This is a genomic window from Streptomyces sp. NPDC091377 (assembly GCF_044757045.1).
In the GTDB taxonomy this organism is placed as follows: Bacteria; Actinomycetota; Actinomycetes; order Streptomycetales; family Streptomycetaceae; genus Streptomyces.
This window is the reverse complement of record NZ_JBIVUE010000011.1, coordinates 93,459-112,340: the sequence shown is the minus strand read 5'-3', so window position 1 is coordinate 112,340 and position 18,882 is coordinate 93,459. Positions and strand designations below refer to the sequence as shown.

Sequence of the window (18,882 nt, the reverse complement as noted above, 5' to 3'; positions counted from 1 at the left end):
GAGGGTGGTTCGGCGGGAGCGGAGGTGGCCGCGCGCTCAGCGGAAGCAGAGAATCAGAGGAAGCAGAGGATCAGAGGAAGCAGAGGATCAGAGGAAGTAGAGCCGGTTCAGGGAGACCGAGTCGGCGGGCGCCGAGCGCAGTGGTTCCCCGTCGAGGGTGACGAGCCCGGTGCGCTGGTCGACGTCGACGGCTCCGGTACGGGAGTTGCGGCGCAGGTCGGCCGGGCCTATGCCGCGGGTGCCGCGCACCGCGACCCGGCGGCGGCGGGTCGGCATCGTGTCGCCGCCCTGATCGAGCGCGGCCTGTGCGACGAACGCCACGGACAGCTCGGCCGGGGCGGCTCCGTGGGCGCCGAACTGCGGTCCGAGGACGAGGGGTTCGCAGGTGTCGGTGGCCGCGTTGGGGTCGCCGACCACGCCGTAGGCCGGGAAGCCGGCCTTGAGGACGAGTTGCGGTTTGGCACCGAAGTACTCGGGCCGCCACAGCACCAGGTCGGCGAGCTTGCCGACCTCGATCGAGCCCACCTCGTGGGCGAGCCCGTGGGCGAGGGCGGGGTTGATGGTCAGCTTGGCCATGTACCGGAGCACCCGCTCGTTGTCGTGCTCGTCGGGGGCGCCGAACTCGGCCTTCATCTTCCCGGCCATGGCGAACGTACGGCGGACGGTCTCGCCCGCGCGGCCCATGCCCTGGGCGTCGGAGGAGGTGATGCCGATCGCGCCCAGGTCGTGCAGCACGTCCTCGGCGCCCATGGTCCCGGCGCGGATCCGGTCCCGGGCCATGGCGGCGTCGCCGGGCAGGTCGGTCTTCAGGTCGTGGACGGAGACGATCATGCCGTAGTGCTCGGCGACCGCGTCCCGGCCGAAGGGCAGGGTGGGGTTGGTGGAGGAGCCGATCACGTTCGGCACACCGGCCATCTTGAGCACATTGGGGACGTGTCCCCCGCCGCAGCCCTCGATGTGGAAGGCGTGGATGGTCCGCCCGTCGAGCACCCTGAGGGTGTCCTCGACGGACAGGCACTCGTTCAGTCCGTCGCTGTGCAGGGCGACCTGGACGTCATGGTCCTCGGCGACCCGCAGGGCGGTGTCGAGCGCCCGGGTGTGCGCCCCCATGTCCTCGTGGACCTTGAAGCCGCAGGCGCCGCCCTCCGCGAGGGCCTCGACCAGCGGGGCGGGGTCGGAGGACGAGCCCCGGCCCAGGAAGCCGATGTTGACGGGCCAGGCGTCAAAGGCGCTGAAGGCGTGCCGCAGCGCCCAGGGCGAGTTGACCCCGACGCCCCACACCGGGCCGAACTCCTGCCCGATGACCGTGGTCACGCCGGAGGCCAGCGACGCCTCCATGATCCGCGGGGAGAGCAGATGGACATGGGGGTCCACGGCCCCGGCGGTGGCGATCAGTCCCTCGCCGGACACGATGGACGTGCCGGTCCCGACGACGACGTCGACCCCGTCGAGGGTGTCGGGGTTCCCGGCCCGTCCGATGGCGGAGATCCGGCCTTCCCGGATGCCGATGGAGACCTTGCGGATACCGAGGACGGCGTCGATGACCAGGACGTTGCTGACGACGACGTCGCAGGTGTCCCGTACGGCGGCGGCCTTGAGGTGCAGCCCGTCGCGCGCGGTCTTCCCGAACCCGGCGAGGAACTCGTCGCCGGGCTGCTGGCTGTCGGACTCGACGCGCACGACGAGCCCGGAGTCACCGAGGCGTACCCGGTCCCCGGCGCGGGGCCCGTGGGTGGCGGCGTACTCGTACGGATTCATCGGCCCTCGACCCCCAGGTATCCGCACGCGGCGGCCCGCCGCAGCGCCTCCGCCTTCATGCCCGGCGCGTCGAGCGGCCCGTCGACCAGGCCCGCGAACCCGATGGCTATCCGGTCGCCGCCGAGGGGGACGAGCCCGACCTCACGCCGCTCACCGGGACCGAATCGCACCGACGATCCGGCGGGCACCGCGAGCCGGGTCCCGTAGGCCCGCTCCCGGTCGAAGTCGAGCCGCGGGTTGGCCTCGAAGAAGTGGAAGTGGGAGGTGACGGAGACGGGCACGGTCGCGGTGTTGGTGACGGCGATCCGCACCTCGGCCGCGGGCTCCCGGTGCTCGGGGCCCGGCAGCAGCGCCCCGGGAGCCTGCTCGCCGAGTCCGCCGCCGAGGGGGTCGGAGACGACGGCGAGCCGGGACCCGTCGTCGAAGACGGCCTCCACATGGACCTCGGTGACGATGTCGGCGACCCCCGGCAGCACATCGTCCGCCCCGAGCACGCTCCGCGCCCGTTCGATGGCCTCGGCGAGCCGTGCCCCGTCCCGGGCGGCCTCGCACACGGTGTCGGCGATGAGCGCGGTGGCCTCCGGCACATTCAGCCGCAGCCCCCGGGCCCGCCGGGCACGCGCCAGCTCAGCGGCCCCGAACAGCAGCAGCCGATCCCGCTCGGTAGGCGTCAACCGCACACCGAACCACCTCCCGCATCCCAAGTTAGAGCATCACTCTAAACCCCGGGCAGGATGAAAGGAAGTGCCTTGATATTTAGTTTGAGCACCACTCAAAGAGGGGTCCAGGCCACGGGTCCAGGCCACGGATCCAGGCCACGGATCCAGGCCACGGATCCAGGCCCCCGGCAGGAGGTCACCTCAGCCCAGCGGATGCATCCACCCGTGAGCGTCCTCCCGCACCCCGCGCTGGATGTCCAGCAACGCCCCCCGCAGCCGCAGGGTCACCTCGCCCGGCTCCCCACCGCTCTGCCGCCACTCCCCGCTCGCCCGCTTGACCGTGCCGACCGGTGTGATGACCGCCGCCGTGCCGCAGGCGAAGACCTCGGTCAGGCTGCCGTTCTCGGAGTCGCGCCGCCACTGCTCGACCGAGACCCGGCCCTCCTCGGCGGTGTAGCCGAGGTCACGGGCGACGGTGAGCAGGGAGTCACGGGTGACGCCCTCCAGGATGGACCCGGTGAGGGTGGGGGTGACGATCCGGTCGCCGTAGACGAAGTACAGGTTCATCCCGCCCAGTTCCTCGACCCAGGTGTGCTCGACCGCGTCGAGATAGCAGACCTGGTCGCAGCCCTTGGCCGCCGCCTCCGCCTGCGCGAGCAGGGACGCGGCGTAGTTGCCGCCGGTCTTGGCGTCGCCCATGCCGCCGGGGACCGCGCGGACCCGGTCCTCGGAGACCCAGATGGAGACCGGCTTGACCCCGCCGGGGAAGTACGCGCCGGCCGGGGAGGCGATGACGACGAACAGGTACTCGCTCGCCGGGCGCACCCCGAGCCCGACCTCCGTGGCGATCATGAACGGGCGCAGATACAGGGACTCCTCGCCGCCGTGCGCGGGCACCCAGTCCTTGTCCTGGGTGACCAGGGCGTCGCACGCCTCGATGAAGGTCTCGACCGGCAGTTCGGGCATCGCGAGGCGGCGGGCGGAGCGCTGGAAGCGCAGGGCGTTCTGGTCGGGGCGGAAGGTGGCGACGGAGCCGTCGGGGCGGCGGTACGCCTTCAGCCCCTCGAAGATCTCCTGGGCGTAGTGCAGCACCGCGGTGGCCGGATCGAGCGGGATCGGCGCGTAGGGAACGAGCTGTCCGTCGTGCCAGCCGCGGCCCGCGCTCCACTTGACCGTGACCATGTGGTCGGTGAAGTGGCGGCCGAAGCCGGGGGCGGCCAGGATCGCGTCGCGCTCCGCTGCGGAGAGCGGACCGGCGGAGGGCTTGAGCTCGATCGTGGGCGTCGTCATGAGTCGGGTCCTTTGCTTCCTGACAGGGGGCGGGGCAGCTCCGGTCGGCCGAGGTTCGGGGTGCCCGGTCGGTCGATAGTAGGACGTCCGAACATCACCGCGTGGCGCAGTCGCTTGTCCGATTATCGCCCGGTGGAGGGGGCGGGTGAAACGGGGGTGAAGCTGCCCGGTGGCGATGATGGCACCCGGCGGGGCGCGGCGGGGCCCGGCGGGGCACACGAAAGCCGCCGGGCGCTGTACGGCCCGGCGGCTTGGCGTAGAGTGCGCGAACCGACGGGTCAGCCGGCTACGCGTACGGCGAGGGCGTCGCCGATCTCGGAGGTGGTGCGGGCGGGCTTGCCGACCCGGTCGGCGAGGTCGGCGGCGACCGCGTCCTCGATCCGGGCGGCCTCGGTCTCGCGGCCGAGGTGGCGCAGGAGCAGGGCGACGGACAGCACGGTGGCGGTCGGGTCGGCCTTGCCCTGGCCCGCGATGTCGGGGGCGGAGCCGTGGACGGGCTCGAACATGGAGGGGAACGCGCCGGACGGGTTGATGTTCCCGCTGGCGGCGACGCCGATACCGCCGGAGACGGCCGCGGCGAGGTCGGTGATGATGTCGCCGAAGAGGTTGTCGGTGACGATCACGTCGAAGCGCTCGGGCTGGGTGACCAGGTAGATCGTGGCCGCGTCGACATGCATGTACTCGGTGGTGACCTCGGGGTGTTCGGCGGCCACCTTGTTGAAGACGTTCGTCCACAGATGACCGGCGAAGGTCAGCACGTTGTTCTTGTGGATCAGCGCGAGCTTCTTGCGGGGGCGGGCCTGCGCACGGGCGAAGGCGTCCCGCACGACGCGCTCGACACCGAAGGCCGTGTTCACGGAGACCTCGGTCGCGACCTCGTGCTCGGTGCCCTTGCGGATGGTGCCGCCGTTGCCGGTGTACGGGCCCTCGGTGCCCTCGCGGACGACGACGAAGTCGATGCTCGGCTCACCGGCCAGCGGGGTGGCCACCCCGGGGAGCAGCTTGCTCGGCCGCAGGTTGACATGGTGGTCGAAGGCGAAGCGGAGCTTGAGCAGGAAGCCCCGCTCCAGGACGCCGGACGGCACGGACGGGTCGCCGATCGCGCCGAGCAGGATGGCGTCGTGCCGCTTGAGGGCGTCGAGGTCGTCGTCGGTGAGGGTCTCACCGGTGGCGTGGTAGCGCCGGGCGCCGAAGTCGTATTCCTTGGTCTCCAGCTTCACATCCTGCGGAAGGACGGCGGAGAGGATCTTCAGCCCTTCGGCCACGACCTCCTGGCCGATGCCGTCACCGGGGATCACTGCGAGATCGATGCTGCGAGACATGCGGGGCACCCTACTCCTCGTCCCATGGGATGACACGACCTGTCCGCGATACGGACATCGGGGAGAATGCGCGTTCCCGTCCGGCGGCAACCCGTCGCCCCCCGTTCACCCGCGGGTATGGCGCGGGTCGGGGGACGCTGGGAACTTCACCGTCATGGAGACCCCCGACTTCGGTGTCCCGCCCCGGCTCGCCGCCCGGATGAGCATGGCCGAGCAGCACGCGTACCTGCGCGCCCGGCTGACCCGCCGCCGCACCCTGATGACCGCGGGCGCGTTCGCGACGGGCGGTCTGCCGGCTGGTGGTGCGCTCACGGGCTGCGCGGCCTCGCCGCCCGCGCCGCGGACCTCGCCCCGTCCGTCGCCCCGGGCTCCCGGGGCCGCGCTCGCTCCCTTCGGCCGCCATCTGGCCTTCGGCGCCGACCCGCGCACCCGGATGCGGATCTCCTGGCAGGTCCCGGCGGCGGTGAGCGGGCCGTACGTCCGCGTCGGCGCCCGCCCCGACGACCTGGGCCCGCGCGTGGCCGCCGAGGTCCGCGCCCTGCGCACCCCGGAGCTGAAGGGCGTACGCCCCGCCGTGGAGCAGTACTACCTGCACGCGGCGCTGGACGATCTGCTGCCCGGCACCACCTACTTCTACGGCGTCGGCCATGACGGCTTCGACCCGGCCGCCCGCGCACACCGCGCCGCCATCAGCGCGTTCCGTACGGCGCCGGCGACCCCGGAGACCTTCACCTTCACCGCGTTCGGCGATCAGGGCGTGGGCGAGGCGGCGCGGGCCACCGGCACACTGCTGCGGAACCTCGCCCCCGCGTTCCATCTGCACGCCGGGGACCTCTGCTACGCCGACCCGACCGGACGCGGATCCGAGCGGGACGCGTACGACGCCACCTTGTGGGACGCGTTCTTGAAGCAGAACGAACCGGTGGCCCGGTCGGTGCCGTGGATGGTGACGACCGGCAACCACGACATGGAGGCGTGGTACTCCCCCGACGGCTACGGCGGTCAGGCCGCCCGCTTCTCCCTCCCGGACAACGGCCCGGGCCACGGGGCCGATCCGCGCCCGGCGCCGGGCGTGTACTCCTTCGTCCACGGCAACACCGCCTTCGTGGCGCTGGACGCGAACGACGTGTCGTACGAGATCCCCGCCAACCTCGGGTACACGGAGGGCCGGCAGACGGCATGGCTGGACCGGCGGCTGCGGGAGTTGCGGGCGACGGAGGCGGTGGAGTTCGTGGTGGTCTACTTCCACCACTGCGCCTACTCCACCTCCTCGCACGGCTCCGACGGCGGGGTGCGTGTCGCGTGGCTGCCGCTGTTCGCCCGGCATCAGGTGGATCTGGTGATCAACGGCCACAACCATGTGTACGAGCGCACGGACGCCGTCAAGGACGGTGCGGTGGGCCGGGCGGTGCCGATCGGCGGGCGGACGGACCCGACGCGGGACGGCATCGTGTACGTCACGGCGGGCGGCGGCGGCAGGGACCTGTACCGCTTCCCCGCCGGGGTGCCGGAGAGCTACGAGGGGAAGCCGGCCGATCACGAGTCGGTGCCCACCTTCACCTGGACCCGCTCACGCCGGGCCCGTCAGGAGCGGGTGGAGTGGTCACGGATGCGCTACCGGGGCTTCTCGGTGCTCGCGGTGACGGCGCACGCGGGCGCCTCGCCCCGGCTGGAGGTGACGGCGCTCGGTCAGGACGGTGAGCGCGTCGACGCCTTCGAGGTACGGCGGGGCGCCTGAGCGCCGCTCCCACCGCACGGCGGGCTCTGCGGCCTCCGGCTCAGTGCCGCGGGCTGTCTGCGCCTCGGGCTGTCTGCGCCGCGGATCAGTGTCCGGTCGAGCCGCCGTTGTCCCGGCGGTCGAGGGCGCGCTGGAGCGCGGCGGCGGCGTTCTTGCGGTCGGACTCGGTCGTACGGGAGTGGTGACGGACGCGGCGGACGGTCGTCTCGGCCATGGCGGATCGACTCCTTCGAACAGCACGGAGTGCGGAGGGGGGAGAACAGACAGGGAGGAACGAGCAGTGGGGGGGGGAACGCTGTGAGACGCCGGGGCGGGGCGGGGAGCGGGGGCCGCAGGGATTGCCTGCTTCGGGGCCCGGCTCACAACCGCCCTTCGCTGGATCGAGCGAATCGTTCGGCTCTTACAAAGCTAAGGGAGCCGGGCCGCTCTGTCTCCACAGTTACTCGGACTTCCTACTATCTGAGACAGTCTGATCGATCATCCGGCGCTGACCTGCGGTTTCACCGTCTGTGAGGGAGAGCACATCGGCCGAAAGGGTTACAACACGTCCCCGTCGCGCCAGTCGAAGACGAGCCCCTCGGCGAGCGCCCCGGCGAGTGCCCCGGAGAGCGCATCGGCGAGCCCCTCGGAGCGGCCTTCGGAGAGCGCTTCGGCGAGCCCCCACACATACGTGCTGCCCTCCTCGTCGGGCAGGTGGACGACCCCCCGCGGACCGGCCCCGCTGATCCGCCCGCCCCAGACCTCCCAGCCCCGGCCGGAGTAGAGCGGGGCGCCCTCGTCGCTGGCGGAGAGCGCGCCGAAGTCGTAGGCCCGGGCGATCACCGACTCCAGGGCCGCCATGACCTCCCCGCCGAGCCCCCGGCGGCGTGCGTCGGCCCGGACGGCGACCCCCTCGACGTAGCCGACCCGCCGCCAGCGTCCGCCGCACAGCACCCGGCGCTGCACGACCGACCCGTGGGCGATCGGCAGGCCCCGCTCGTCGCGGACGAGGGCGTGCATGCCGCCCACCGTGTGGTCCCAGTCCTCGTCGCTGAACGAGCCGTCGAAGGCGTCGATCAACAGGGCGCGGACGGCGTCGAGTTCGGCGGGGGTGAGGTCGCAGGTGTGGGCGAGGCGCACAGTCATGCGCCCAGTATCGGCGCCCCGGTCCCGCCGTTTCCACCGGTCAGCCCCGCCACGGCCGCCCGGAACCCCTCGGGCTCCTCGACCCACGGCAGATGCCCGGCGTCCTCGAAGGTCACCCGGCGCACCCGCGGCAGCGCCCGTTCCAGGGAGTCGACGGCCGTACGGGGGCGGATGTCCCGGGCGCCGTCCACGATCAGCACGGGCACGTCGAGCGCGGCGCAGGCGGCGTGCAGCTGCGGGGTGCCCCGGAGCCGCTCGGTCTCGGCGCCCAGGGCGCGGTTGCACGCCCCGTTGATCCCGAACCAGGGGTCGGTCAGGGCCCGCGCGTGCTCCAGGGCCCGGTCCCGGTCGGCGAAGTCGGCGGACCATTGGAGGGCGGCCGACTCGCGCAGTTCCTCGTCGGTGAGGTCGTCCCGCGCGTCCAGTTCCGCGAAGCGGGCGGCGCGGGCCGGGTGCTCGGCGAGCCGGGCGGCGAGGTTCGCCCGGTACCCGGGCCACCAGTCGCGGTTCGGGCCGATCCCGGTCCCGGCGACGTACACCAGCGCGCTCACCCGCTCCGGGTGGGCCAGGGTGTAGCTCAGGGCGAGCCGGGCGCCCCAGGAGTGGCCGAGCAGGGCCGTGCGCTCCAGGCCGAAGTGGCGGCGTACGGCGTCCAGGTCGGCCACGAACCGCTCGGTGGTCCACGGCCCGGCGCACCGCTCGGAGCGCCCGCAGCCGCGCTGGTCCCAGCGGATGAGGGTGGCGAGGTCGGCGAGGGAGTCGGCGAGGCCGCCGAACATGTCCCACAGGCCGGGGCCGCCGTGGCAGAGCACCAGGGGCTGGTCGCCGTGGCCCGACCGGGCCGCCCACAGGCGTACGCCGTCGTCGGTGAGCACGGTCGTGGCGTCGGCGGTTCCTCGCCCGGTCGAGGTCATGGGGCCAGTGTGCCGCAGGGGGCGAGGGGGGAGGGAAGGGAGCCGGGCCGCCGTTCCTAAGGGGGGGGTGAACGGCGGCCCGGCAGGGCGGGCGTGACGAAGCGTCAGCCCACGTGGGGGGGGTGCGGCGGTCAGCCCATGTGCGGGTAGGTGTAGTCGGTCGGTGCGACCAGCGTCTCCTTGATGGCGCGGGTCAGGGTCCAGCGCATCAGGTTCTGCGGGGCGCCGGCCTTGTCGTCGGTGCCGGAGGCCCGGCCGCCGCCGAAGGGCTGCTGGCCGACGACGGCGCCGGTGGACTTGTCGTTGATGTAGAAGTTGCCGGCCGCGTAGCGGAGCTTGTCCATGGTGTACGCGGTGGCGGCGCGGTCGGCGGAGATCACCGAGCCGGTCAGCGCGTAGTCGGAGACCGACTCCATCTGGGTCAGCATCTCGTCGTACCGGTCGTCCTCGTAGACGTGCACGGCGAGGATCGGGCCGAAGTACTCGGTCCTGAAGACCTCGTTCTCCGGGTCGGAGCACTCGATGACGGTCGGCCGGACGAAGTAGCCCACCGAGTCGTCGTAGGAGCCGCCCGCGACGATCGTGCAGGTCGGGTCCGCCTTGGCGCGGTCGATGGCGGCCTTGTTCTTGGCGAAGGACCGCTCGTCGATCACGGCGCCGACGAAGTTCGACAGGTCGGCGACATCACCCATGGTGAGGTAGTCGACCTCGGCGGCGAACTCGTCCTTGAAGCCGGAGTTCCAGATGGAGGCCGGGATGTAGGCGCGGGAGGTGGCGCTGCACTTCTGGCCCTGGTACTCGAAGGCGCCGCGGGTCAGGGCGGTCTTCAGCACGGCGCGGTCGGCGCTCGGGTGGGCGACCACGAAGTCCTTGCCGCCGGTCTCGCCGACGATCCGCGGGTAGGAGCGGTACTTCTCGATGTTGTTGCCGACCGTCTTCCACAGGTACTGGAAGGTCTTGGTCGAGCCGGTGAAGTGGATCCCGGCGAGGTCGCGGTGCTCCAGGGCGACCTTGGAGACCTCGATGCCGTCGCCGGTGACGAGGTTGATGACGCCCTTGGGCAGCCCGGCCTCCTCCAGCAGGCGCATCAGCAGCACGGCGGCGTGGGTCTGCGTCGGGGACGGCTTCCAGACGACGACGTTGCCCATGAGGGCGGGCGCGGTGGGCAGGTTGCCCGCGATGGCCGTGAAGTTGAACGGCGTGATCGCGTAGACGAAGCCCTCCAGCGGGCGGTGGTCCAGCCGGTTCCAGACGCCCGGGGAGTTCGCCGGGGGCTGCTCGGCGAGGATCTGGCGGGCGTAGGAGACGTTGAACCGCCAGAAGTCGATCAGCTCGCAGGGCGTGTCGATCTCGGCCTGCTGGGCGGTCTTGGACTGGCCGAGCATGGTGGAGGCGGCCAGCGTCTCGCGCCACGGCCCGGCGAGCAGTTCGGCGGCGCGCAGGATGATCGCGGCGCGGTCGTCGAAGGACATCGCGCGCCAGGCCGGGGCGGCGGCGAGGGCCGCGTCGATGGCGTCCTGGGCGTCCTGCTGGGTGGCGTTGCGGTAGGTGCCGAGGACGGACTTGTGGTCGTGCGGCTGGACGACCTGGAAGGCGTCGCCGCCGCCCATCCGCCGCTCGCCGCCGATGGTCATCGGCAGGTCGACCGGGTTCTCGGCCAGTTCCTTGAGCTTGGCCTCCAGGCGGGCGCGCTCGGGGGAGCCGGGGGCATAGCCGTGCACCGGCTCGTTGACGGGGGTGGGGACCTGGGTCACAGCGTCCATGGGATCCGTAACTCCTTGTACGTGAGCGGGTGTGCGGTCTGCCCTGCGTGGGTGTCGGGGGTGGGCGGGTCAGCCCTTGGTGAGCATGCTGCGGGCGAAGAAGCGCAGGTTGGCCGGCTTCTCCGCGAGGCGCCGCATGAAATAGCCGTACCAGTCGGTGCCGTACGCCGTGTAGACCCGCATGCGGTGGCCCTCGGCGGCGAGCCGCAGGTGCTCCTCGCCGCGGATGCCGTACAGCATCTGGAACTCGTACTCGTCCGGCTTGCGTCCCGCCGCGCGGGCCAGTTCCTGGGTGATGGAGATCAGGCGCGGGTCGTGGGACCCGATCATCGGGTACCCCTCGCCGTCCATCAGAGTCCGCAGGATCCGTACGTACGCCTTGTCGATCTCGTGCTTCTGCTGGTAGGCGACCTCGGCTGGCTCCTTGTAGGCGCCCTTGACCAGCCGGACGCGGCTGCCGTCCGCGGCGAGCCTGCGGGCGTCGGCCTCGGTGCGGAAGAGATACGCCTGGATGACACAGCCGGTCTGCGGGAAGTCCTTCCGCAGGGCGTCGTGGATGGCGAACATCGAGTCGAGGGTGGTGTGGTCCTCGGCGTCCAGGGTGACCGTCGTCCCGATGGCGGCGGCGCGCTCGACCACGGGCAGGACGTTGGCGAGGGCGAGGTCGTGCCCGCCCGGCAGCGCCTGCCCGAACATGGACAGCTTCACGGACATCTCGACCCGCTCGCCCAGGCCCAGCGGGGTGAGCCGGTCGATCAGCTCCAGATAGGCGTCCCGGGCGGCGGCGGCTTGCTCGGGGGTGGTGATGTCCTCGCCGACGACGTCCATCGTCAGCTCCAGGCCCCGGCCGGTCAGCTCGGCGACGATCGGCACGATGTCGTCCACGGTCTCGCCCGGGATGAACCGGTCCACCACCTGCTTGGTGACCGGGGCCGCCGAGATCAGGCGTCGCATCCGGTCGCTGCGCGACGCGGCGAGAATCACGGGACCCAGCACGGGGCACCTCCACAACACAGGTGACAGACGGCCGTGGGACCCCGGGGTGAGCACCCGGGTACGGCACGGAGAACCACCGTGAAACCTAAGGATTCCTCCGATCCTGGGCCATCGACAGCTGTCACGCATCCGTGCCGCGGATCTCAGACAGATGTATGAAGGGCGCTCGGAAATGCGGGACAATACCGGGGTGACATCGGAGTACGCGGACCATCGTGGTGACTACCAGGAGCTGGTGGACGAGCTGTCGGAGCTGCTGGGCGCCCCCGCGACCCTGGAGAACCGCGACTTCGAGCTGATCGCCTTCGGTGCCTACGACAGTGAGGGCGACCTCGACTCGTCCGCGCTGGACCCGGTGCGCACCCGCTCCATCGTGACCCGGCGCTCCACGGCCGCCGTCCGGACGTGGTTCGAGAGCTTCGGCATCACCCGGGCGACGGCACCCGTGCGGATCCCGCCCACCCCCGAGGCCGGGGTGTACCGGGGCCGGATCTGTCTGCCGGTACGCCATCGGGGCGTGGTCCTCGGCTACGTCTGGCTGCTGGACACCGACCCGGGCCCGTCACCGGCGCGGCTGACGGCGGCGATGGAGGTGGCGGGCCGGATCGGGGCGCTGCTCGCGGACGAGGCCCAGCACGGCGCCGACCTCACCCGTGAGCTGCGGGCGGTGCTGACCGCCGAGCGGGACTGGCAGCACGACATGGCGGTGGCCGAACTGCGTACCGCCCTCGGCGCCCGCGCCGACGGCCCCCACACCGTGGTGTGTGTCGCGCCCTGGCCCTCGGCCGACCCCGACGACGCCCCGTCCGTGCGCACTCTGCCCGGCGCCACCGCCCGCTGCACGGTCCCGTGGGGCACGGCCGCCCAGTCCCTCGCCGTCCTGGTCCGGCTGCGTAGCACCGAGAACCTGGCTCCGGCGGCGTCGGCGGCGGCCCGCCTGCTGGAGCGGGCGGGGGACGCGGCACCGGCCGCCGGTATCGCCGCGGGCCGCAGCGGGCTCACCGCCCTGGGCACGGCCTGGCACGAGGCCGCGGCCTCGGCGCACGCGGCGCTGGCGGAGCCCCGGCTCGGCCCGGTCGCCGAGTGGGCGTCGATCGGGCCGTACCGCCTGCTGACCTGGCTGCCGCCGGAGGCGGCCCACGACCCCGCCGTCACCGCGCTGCTCTCCCCCGCCCACCGCGACCTCGCCCGCACGGCCGAGACCTATCTGGACTGCGCGGGCCAGGCCGCCCGCACCGCGGCCGAACTGGGCATCCACCGCCAGACCCTGTACTACCGGCTGTCCCGGGTCGAACAGCTCACGGGCCTGGACCTGGACGAGGGCGAGGACCGCCTGCTCCTGCACATGGCGCTGAAGGGGCGCCGGCTGGGCTGAGCGTCACCCCTCCGCGAGGTCGCCGATGACACCGGCCGGCGGGTCCGGTACGGGATCCGCGGTCACCGTGCCTTCTCCGCCGCCGCGATCACCCGGCGCAGCCCCTCGGAGAGTTCGTCCGCGGTGGGCGCGGTGCCCGGGTCGAAGGCCCACTGGGCGATGACGCCGGTCATCAAGGTGGAGTAGAACTTCCCGACGGTGGCCACCTCGTCGTCCGGGATGTCCTCCTCGGCACCGCCCATGAGCATGCCGATCAGCCCGCGTCCGGCATGGCCCTGGGCGCGGACGAGATGGTCGCGGACCTCGGGCATCCGGTCGCCCATGGACAGCATCTCCATGCTGAGCCGCCACACCGATCCGGGGCCCATGGTGGCGATGACGCTGGTCCACACCTCGCCGAACCGTTCCAGCGACCCCGGCGCGGTGGTGTACTCCCCGCCCGGGGGCTCGAAGTCGTCGCCGGTCTGCTCCACCAGCGCCACATACGCCTGGGCGATCAGGGCGTCCTTCGAACCGTAGTGGTAGCCGATGGAGGCCAGGTTGGTCCCGGACTCCTTGACGATGTCGCGCGCGGTGGTGCGCGCGAAGCCCTTCTCCAGCAGACAGCGCTTGGCGCCTTCGAGCAGATCCTCACGGTGACCCATGCGGTCATCGTAGCCCGCACCCTATACGGACGTCCTAAACAACCGTCCCATACGTTTGTCCTATACAGCCGTACTAGACACTCGTATAAGACGTCCGTACAGTCACCGCCATGACGACGAACCTCCCGGAGCCGTCGGCCCCCCGCGCGGGCCGCCGCGAATGGACCGCGCTGGCCGTGCTGATGCTGCCGCTGATGCTGGTCTCGATGGATGTCTCGGTGCTGTACTTCGCGGTCCCCGCGATCAGCGCCGATCTGGAACCGAGCGGCACCCAGCAGCTGTGGATCTTCGACATCTACGCCTTCGCCGTGGCCGGCCTGCTGATGACGATGGGCTCGCTCGGCGACCGCATCGGCCGCCGCAAACTGCTGCTGATCGGCGCCACCGCGTTCGGCGCCGCCTCGCTCGCCGCGGCCTACGCCGACAGCGCCGAGATGCTGATCGCGGCCCGCGCGCTGCTCGGCATCGGCGGCGCGACCCTGATGCCGTCGACCATGGCGCTGCTGCGCACCATGTTCGTCCACGCCGACCAGCGGGCGAAGGCCATCGCGCTCTGGTCCGCGGTGATGACGGGCGGCGTGGCCCTGGGCTCGGTGATGAGCGGCATCCTGATCGAGTACTTCTGGTGGGGCTCGGTCTTCCTGGTCAACCTGCCCGCCATGGCGCTGCTCCTGGTCCTCGGCCCGATCCTGCTGCCCGAGGCCCGCGACCCGGACCCCGGCCGCTTCGACTGGCTGAGCGTCCCGCTCTCCATGGCCGCCGTCCTGCCCGTGATCTACGGCCTCAAGGAGATCTCGGCGGAGGGCTGGAACGTCCGGTACGTCACGTCGATCACCGTCGGCCTGTTCTTCGCGGCCCTGTTCGTGCAGCGCCAGCGCACCGGCGCGTCCCCGATGATCTCCCCCGCCCTCTTCAAGGGCCGCGGCTTCACCTCGGCGATCACCCTCAACCTGATCGCGATCTTCGGCATGATGGGCTCGGCCTACTTCACCACGCAGTACCTCCAGTCGGTGCTCGACAAGAGCGCCCTGGAAGCCGCCTTGTGGGCCCTGCTCCCCTCACTGCCGATCGCCGTCGCGGCCCCGACCGCCAGCCATCTGGTGCAGCGCGGCGTGAACCGCGCCTCCGTCGTCACCTCGGGCTTCACCCTCGCCGCGACCGGCTACGCCCTGCTCACCCTCGCCGGCACCGACTCCCTGTGGCTGGTGCTCGCCGCCTGCGGTGTCCTGGCCTCCGGTATCACCATCGCCATCTCCCAGATGGTCGACCTGGCCCTCGGCACGGTCCCGGTGGAACGGGCCGGCTCCGCCTCCTCCCTGCTGGAGACCGCCGCGGAGTTCGGCGGCGCCCTCGGCATGGCCGTCCTCGGCTCCGTCGGCATGGCCGTCTACCACGACCGGATGCCCGCCACCGCCCCGCCCGAGGCCCAGGAGACCCTGGGCGGCGCCCTGGCCGTCGCCTCCCACCTCCCCGAGGAGGCGGGCGACGCTCTCACCGCCGCGGCCCGCGAAGCCTTCACCGACGGCATGCGCGGAGCGGCCCTCGCGGCCACCCTCCTCCTGCTCGCCGCCGCGGCCCTGGCCCTGACCGTCCTGCGCCGCGTGCCCCTGCGGGAGGTGACGGACCGGGAGAAGGCGGAGGTCTGACGGAGGCACGAAGACGCCGGGTGGGCCGGGATGTCCCGGCCCACCCGGCGTCACCTCACCACGGGTCGCTTCACCACGGGGCGTTCACCACCGGTCAGCTCACCACGGGTCGCTTCACCACGGGGCGGTCGCTGCGGCGAACCCCGGTTCAGGCCAGGTTCACCGACCGGGCCGACGTCGCGCCGATCTCGGAAGCCAGCTCCCCCAGCACCCCGGAGGCCACCGTGTCGTCGACGGTGAGCACGGCCAGCGCCTCTCCCCCGACCGCCGCGCGAGCGACCTGCATCCCGCCGATGTTGATGCCCGCCTCACCGAGGATCCGGCCGACCGTGCCGACCACACCGGGACGGTCTTCGTAGCGCAGCACCACCATGTGGTCGGCGAGCGCGAGATCCACGTCGTACTCCCCGATCGCGACGATCTTCTGGAGGTGCTTCGGGCCGGCCAGCGTGCCGGACACCGACACCTCCTCGCCGCTGCCGAGCGTGCCGCGCACGGTCACGACATTGCGGTGGTCCGGGGACTCCGAGCTGGTGGTCAGCCGGACCTCGACCCCGCGCTCCTGGGCGAACAGGGGGGCGTTGACGTAGGACACCGTCTCGGCCACCACATCCTCGAACACCCCCTTGAGCGCGGAGAGTTCGAGCACCTTCACATCGTGCTGGGTGATCTCGCCGTAGACCTCGACGTCGAGGCGGACCGCGACCTCACCGGCGAGCGCGGTGAAGATCCGGCCGAGCCGCTCGGCCAGCGGCAGCCCCGGCTTGACGTCCTCGGCGATGACCCCGCCCTGCACGTTCACCGCGTCGGGGACCAGTTCACCGGCGAGCGCCAGCCGCACCGAGCGGGCGACGGCGATACCGGCCTTCTCCTGCGCCTCGTCGGTGGAGGCACCGAGGTGCGGGGTGGAGACGACCTGGTCGAACTCGAACAGCGGCGAGTCGGTGCACGGCTCCTTCGCGTACACATCGAGCCCGGCGCCCGCGACCCGGCCCTCCTTGAGGGCGGAGTACAGCGCCTCCTCGTCCACGATGCCGCCGCGCGCGGCGTTGACGATACGCACGCTGGGCTTCACCCTGCGCAGCGCCTCGTCGCCGATCAGACCGAGGGTCTCCGGGGTCTTCGGGAGGTGAACGGTGATGAAGTCGGAGACCTCCAGCAGCTCATCGAGCGAGAGGACCTTGACCCCCATCTGCGCGGCCCGCGCGGGCTGCACATAGGGGTCGTAGGCGACGATCTTCATACCGAAGGCGGACATCCGCTGGGCGACGAGCGCGCCGATCCGCCCCAGGCCGACGACCCCGAGGGTCTTCTCGGCCAGCTCCACCCCCGTGTACTTGCTGCGCTTCCACTCGCCCTGCTTCAGCGCGGCGTTGGCCTGCGGAATGTTGCGGGCGGTGGCGAGGATCAGACCGCAGGCCAGTTCGGCGGCGGTCACGATGTTGGAGGTGGGGGCGTTGACGACCATCACGCCGGCCTTGGTGGCGGCGGAGACGTCCACGTTGTCCAGTCCGACACCGGCGCGCGCGACGACCTTGAGTTTCTTCGCGGCGGCGATCGCCTCGGCGTCCACCTTGGTGGCGGAGCGGACCAGGATCGCGTCGACGTCGGCGATGGCCGGCAGCAGTTCGGCGCGGTCCGCTCCGTTGCAGTGGCGGATCTCGAAGTCCGGGCCCAACGCGTCGACGGTGGCGGGCGACAGCTCTTCGGCAATGAGTACGACGGGGTTCGAGCTCACGTGAGTCCTCACATGTCCGATGCGGACGGCCGTCCCGACGGCCGCAGGCGGTGGAGGGGGGCTTGGCCGCGTGGAAGACGCACGACGCTGTGGGCCTGACGCGTATGTAGTACGGCAGTGTAGTGGCGCGGCGCAGGTCGTCTTGCGCCTGTGCGGAAGGATCACCCGGACGTGGACTCCACCGTGTACGGGTGGGTGTCCGTGCGGGCAACGGCCTGTGGCGGTGCCCCGCTCCGGGGACACCGCCACAGGTCAGCGAGGTCAGGCTTCCTCGTCCACCCAGGACATGAGCTTGCGCAGGTCCTTGCCCGTGGTCTCCAGCAGGTGCTCGGAGTCCTGCTGCTTGTACTCGTTGTACTTCTTCAGACCGCCGTGGTATTCGTCCATCCAGTTCTTGGCGAAGGTGCCGTCCTGGATCTCGGCGAGGACCTTCTTCATCTCGGCCTTGGTGGCGTCGGTGATGATCCGCGGGCCGGTGACGTAGTCGCCCCACTCGGCGGTCTCGGAGACCGACCAGCGCATCTTCTCCAGGCCGCCCTCGTACATGAGGTCGACGATCAGCTTCAGCTCGTGCAGGCACTCGAAGTAGGCGATCTCAGGCTGGTAGCCCGCCTCGACCAGGGTCTCGAAACCGGCCTTGACCAGGGCGGAGGTACCGCCGCACAGCACGGCCTGCTCACCGAACAGGTCGGTCTCGGTCTCCTCGGTGAAGGTGGTCTTGATGACACCGGCGCGGGTGCCGCCGATGCCCTTCGCGTACGACAGGGCCAGCGCGAAGGCGTTACCGGTGGCGTCCTGCTCGACGGCGGCGATGCAGGGGACGCCGCGGCCCTCCTCGTACTGGCGGCGCACGAGGTGGCCCGGGCCCTTGGGGGCGACCATGCAGACGTCGACACCGGCCGGGGCCTTGATGAAGCCGAAGCGGATGTTGAAGCCATGGCCGAAGAACAGCGCGTCGCCGTCCTTCAGGTGCGGGGCGATGGACTCCTCGTAGACCTGGCCCTGGATGGGGTCCGGGACCAGGATCATGATGACGTCGGCCTCGGCGGCGGCCTCGGCGGGCGTCACCACGCGCAGGCCCTGCTCCTCGGCCTTGGCCTTGGACTTGGAGCCCTCGTGCAGACCGACACGGACGTCGACACCCGAGTCACGCAGCGACAGCGCGTGGGCGTGGCCCTGGCTGCCGTACCCGATGACCGCGACCTTGCGGCCCTGGATGATGGACAGGTCGGCGTCGGCGTCGTAGAACAGCTCGGCCACTTTGGGTTCTCTCCTTGGGGTGCAGATGGTGCGTCCCACCGTATGACGGCGGGGGTGGGGGAAGTGTCGGGGTCTCGGGATACGGGCGGCGCGGCCGGGGCCCGCCGCCCGCCTGCGGGTACTACGCCGACCGGTCCAGGGCGCGCAGCGACCGGTCGGTGATGGAACGGGCGCCGCGGCCGATCGCGATGGTGCCGGACTGGACCAGTTCCTTGATGCCGAACGGCTCCAGCATCTTCAGCATGGCCTCCAGCTTGTCGCTGGAGCCGGTGGCCTCGATGGTCACGGCCTCCGGGGAGACGTCCACGGTCTTGGCGCGGAACAGCTGGACGATCTCCACGATCTGGGAGCGCGTCTCGTTGTCGGCGCGCACCTTCACCAGGACGAGTTCGCGCTGCACGGCCGAGCCGGGTTCCAGCTCGACGATCTTCAGCACGTTGACCAGCTTGTTGAGCTGCTTGGTGACCTGTTCGAGGGGCAGGTCCTCGACACCCACCACGATGGTGATGCGGGAGATGTCGGGGTGCTCGGTGACGCCGACAGCGAGCGAGTCGATGTTGAAGCCGCGGCGCGAGAACAGGGCGGCGATCCGGGCCAGGATGCCCGGGGTGTTCTCCACCAGGACGGAGAGCGTGTGCTTGGACATGGTCGTGA

General features: G+C 71.5%; 16 protein-coding genes. 3 read left to right on the top strand and 13 right to left on the bottom strand.

Annotated features, from left to right (window positions below; all coding sequences use genetic code 11):
• Nucleotides 1-87: 87 nt before the first annotated feature.
• From ACIQNG_RS23800 to ACIQNG_RS23785, 4 genes are all read right to left on the bottom strand, one after another.
• The gene (locus ACIQNG_RS23800; protein ID WP_401487611.1) at nt 88-1,758 is read right to left on the bottom strand and encodes an urease subunit alpha; all 1,671 of its coding nucleotides are present in this window, start codon (nt 1,756-1,758) and stop codon (nt 88-90) included.
• On the bottom strand, nt 1,755-2,438 hold the full coding sequence (gene ureA, locus ACIQNG_RS23795) for an urease subunit gamma (protein ID WP_401487609.1): 684 nt from the start codon (nt 2,436-2,438) through the stop codon (nt 1,755-1,757). The genes ACIQNG_RS23800 and ureA overlap by 4 nt, the downstream gene beginning before the upstream one ends.
• A gap of 180 nt (nt 2,439-2,618) precedes the next feature.
• Entirely contained in the window at nt 2,619-3,707 is a 1,089-nt protein-coding gene (locus tag ACIQNG_RS23790; protein ID WP_401432343.1) for a branched-chain amino acid aminotransferase, read from the bottom strand.
• A gap of 278 nt (nt 3,708-3,985) precedes the next feature.
• Entirely contained in the window at nt 3,986-5,029 is a 1,044-nt protein-coding gene (locus tag ACIQNG_RS23785) for a 3-isopropylmalate dehydrogenase (RefSeq protein WP_401432340.1), read from the bottom strand.
• 154 nt (nt 5,030-5,183) lie between these two features.
• On the opposite strand from ACIQNG_RS23785, the gene ACIQNG_RS23780 reads away from it, so the two are divergent.
• A complete protein-coding gene (locus tag ACIQNG_RS23780) occupies nt 5,184-6,767 on the top strand; it encodes a purple acid phosphatase family protein (RefSeq protein WP_401487607.1) in 1,584 nt (527 codons plus the stop codon).
• Nucleotides 6,768-6,852: 85 nt separating this feature from the next.
• On the opposite strand, the gene ACIQNG_RS23775 is transcribed toward ACIQNG_RS23780, so the two are convergent.
• From ACIQNG_RS23775 to ACIQNG_RS23755, 5 genes are all read right to left on the bottom strand, one after another.
• Nucleotides 6,853-6,981: a hypothetical protein gene (locus ACIQNG_RS23775; protein WP_401432331.1), complete on the bottom strand. Its 129-nt coding sequence runs from the start codon at nt 6,979-6,981 to the stop codon at nt 6,853-6,855.
• A 323-nt stretch (nt 6,982-7,304) separates the two neighbouring features.
• Complete coding sequence (locus tag ACIQNG_RS23770) at nt 7,305-7,892, bottom strand: GNAT family N-acetyltransferase (protein WP_401487605.1); 588 nt, start codon at nt 7,890-7,892, stop codon at nt 7,305-7,307.
• Complete coding sequence (locus ACIQNG_RS23765) at nt 7,889-8,806, bottom strand: alpha/beta fold hydrolase (protein ID WP_401487604.1); 918 nt, start codon at nt 8,804-8,806, stop codon at nt 7,889-7,891. Before ACIQNG_RS23765 ends, ACIQNG_RS23770 begins: the two co-directional genes overlap by 4 nt.
• 131 nt (nt 8,807-8,937) lie before the next feature.
• Entirely contained in the window at nt 8,938-10,569 is a 1,632-nt protein-coding gene (gene pruA, locus ACIQNG_RS23760) for an L-glutamate gamma-semialdehyde dehydrogenase (RefSeq protein WP_401432324.1), read from the bottom strand.
• A gap of 69 nt (nt 10,570-10,638) precedes the next feature.
• Nucleotides 10,639-11,565, bottom strand: a complete 927-nt coding sequence (locus ACIQNG_RS23755; RefSeq protein WP_401487601.1) for a proline dehydrogenase family protein — start codon at nt 11,563-11,565, stop codon at nt 10,639-10,641.
• Nucleotides 11,566-11,737: 172 nt separating this feature from the next.
• On the opposite strand from ACIQNG_RS23755, the gene ACIQNG_RS23750 reads away from it, so the two are divergent.
• A complete protein-coding gene (locus ACIQNG_RS23750) occupies nt 11,738-12,940 on the top strand; it encodes a PucR family transcriptional regulator (RefSeq protein ID WP_401487599.1) in 1,203 nt (400 codons plus the stop codon).
• Between the two features lie 62 nt (nt 12,941-13,002).
• Here the strand turns inward: ACIQNG_RS23750 and ACIQNG_RS23745 are convergent, their stop codons facing one another.
• Entirely contained in the window at nt 13,003-13,584 is a 582-nt protein-coding gene (locus ACIQNG_RS23745) for a TetR/AcrR family transcriptional regulator (RefSeq protein ID WP_401432315.1), read from the bottom strand.
• A gap of 110 nt (nt 13,585-13,694) precedes the next feature.
• Between ACIQNG_RS23745 and ACIQNG_RS23740 the strand changes: the two genes are divergently transcribed.
• A complete protein-coding gene (locus ACIQNG_RS23740; protein WP_401432312.1) occupies nt 13,695-15,230 on the top strand; it encodes an MFS transporter in 1,536 nt (511 codons plus the stop codon).
• Between the two features lie 148 nt (nt 15,231-15,378).
• Here the strand turns inward: ACIQNG_RS23740 and serA are convergent, their stop codons facing one another.
• The 3 genes from serA to ilvN all read right to left on the bottom strand — a co-directional run bounded on the left by serA (nt 15,379) and on the right by ilvN (nt 18,874).
• Nucleotides 15,379-16,968 carry a phosphoglycerate dehydrogenase gene (serA, locus tag ACIQNG_RS23735; RefSeq protein ID WP_401432309.1) on the bottom strand — a complete coding sequence of 530 codons (1,590 nt, stop codon included), beginning with the start codon at nt 16,966-16,968 and terminating at the stop codon, nt 15,379-15,381.
• 261 nt (nt 16,969-17,229) lie between these two features.
• The gene (gene ilvC / locus ACIQNG_RS23730) at nt 17,230-18,228 is read right to left on the bottom strand and encodes a ketol-acid reductoisomerase (protein ID WP_401487596.1); all 999 of its coding nucleotides are present in this window, start codon (nt 18,226-18,228) and stop codon (nt 17,230-17,232) included.
• A 121-nt stretch (nt 18,229-18,349) separates the two neighbouring features.
• Entirely contained in the window at nt 18,350-18,874 is a 525-nt protein-coding gene (ilvN, locus tag ACIQNG_RS23725; protein WP_362758534.1) for an acetolactate synthase small subunit, read from the bottom strand.
• Nucleotides 18,875-18,882: the final 8 nt, after the last annotated feature.

Excerpts from the sequence above, each read along its gene's own strand:
- ACIQNG_RS23785 (WP_401432340.1), bottom strand. The coding sequence starts at position 5,029 with ATGTCTCGCAGCATCGATCTCGCAGTGATCCCCGGTGACGGCATCGGC.
- ACIQNG_RS23765 (WP_401487604.1), bottom strand. The coding sequence starts at position 8,806 with ATGACCTCGACCGGGCGAGGAACCGCCGACGCCACGACCGTGCTCACC.
- ACIQNG_RS23745 (WP_401432315.1), bottom strand. The coding sequence starts at position 13,584 with ATGGGTCACCGTGAGGATCTGCTCGAAGGCGCCAAGCGCTGTCTGCTG.
- ACIQNG_RS23740 (WP_401432312.1), top strand. The coding sequence starts at position 13,695 with ATGACGACGAACCTCCCGGAGCCGTCGGCCCCCCGCGCGGGCCGCCGC.
- ACIQNG_RS23770 (WP_401487605.1), bottom strand. The coding sequence starts at position 7,892 with ATGACTGTGCGCCTCGCCCACACCTGCGACCTCACCCCCGCCGAACTC.
- ACIQNG_RS23775 (WP_401432331.1), bottom strand. The coding sequence starts at position 6,981 with ATGGCCGAGACGACCGTCCGCCGCGTCCGTCACCACTCCCGTACGACC.
- ilvN (WP_362758534.1), bottom strand. The coding sequence starts at position 18,874 with ATGTCCAAGCACACGCTCTCCGTCCTGGTGGAGAACACCCCGGGCATC.
- ACIQNG_RS23780 (WP_401487607.1), top strand. The coding sequence starts at position 5,184 with ATGGAGACCCCCGACTTCGGTGTCCCGCCCCGGCTCGCCGCCCGGATG.
- pruA (WP_401432324.1), bottom strand. The coding sequence starts at position 10,569 with ATGGACGCTGTGACCCAGGTCCCCACCCCCGTCAACGAGCCGGTGCAC.
- ACIQNG_RS23790 (WP_401432343.1), bottom strand. The coding sequence starts at position 3,707 with ATGACGACGCCCACGATCGAGCTCAAGCCCTCCGCCGGTCCGCTCTCC.
- ACIQNG_RS23750 (WP_401487599.1), top strand. The coding sequence starts at position 11,738 with ATGCGGGACAATACCGGGGTGACATCGGAGTACGCGGACCATCGTGGT.
- ACIQNG_RS23800 (WP_401487611.1), bottom strand. The coding sequence starts at position 1,758 with ATGAATCCGTACGAGTACGCCGCCACCCACGGGCCCCGCGCCGGGGAC.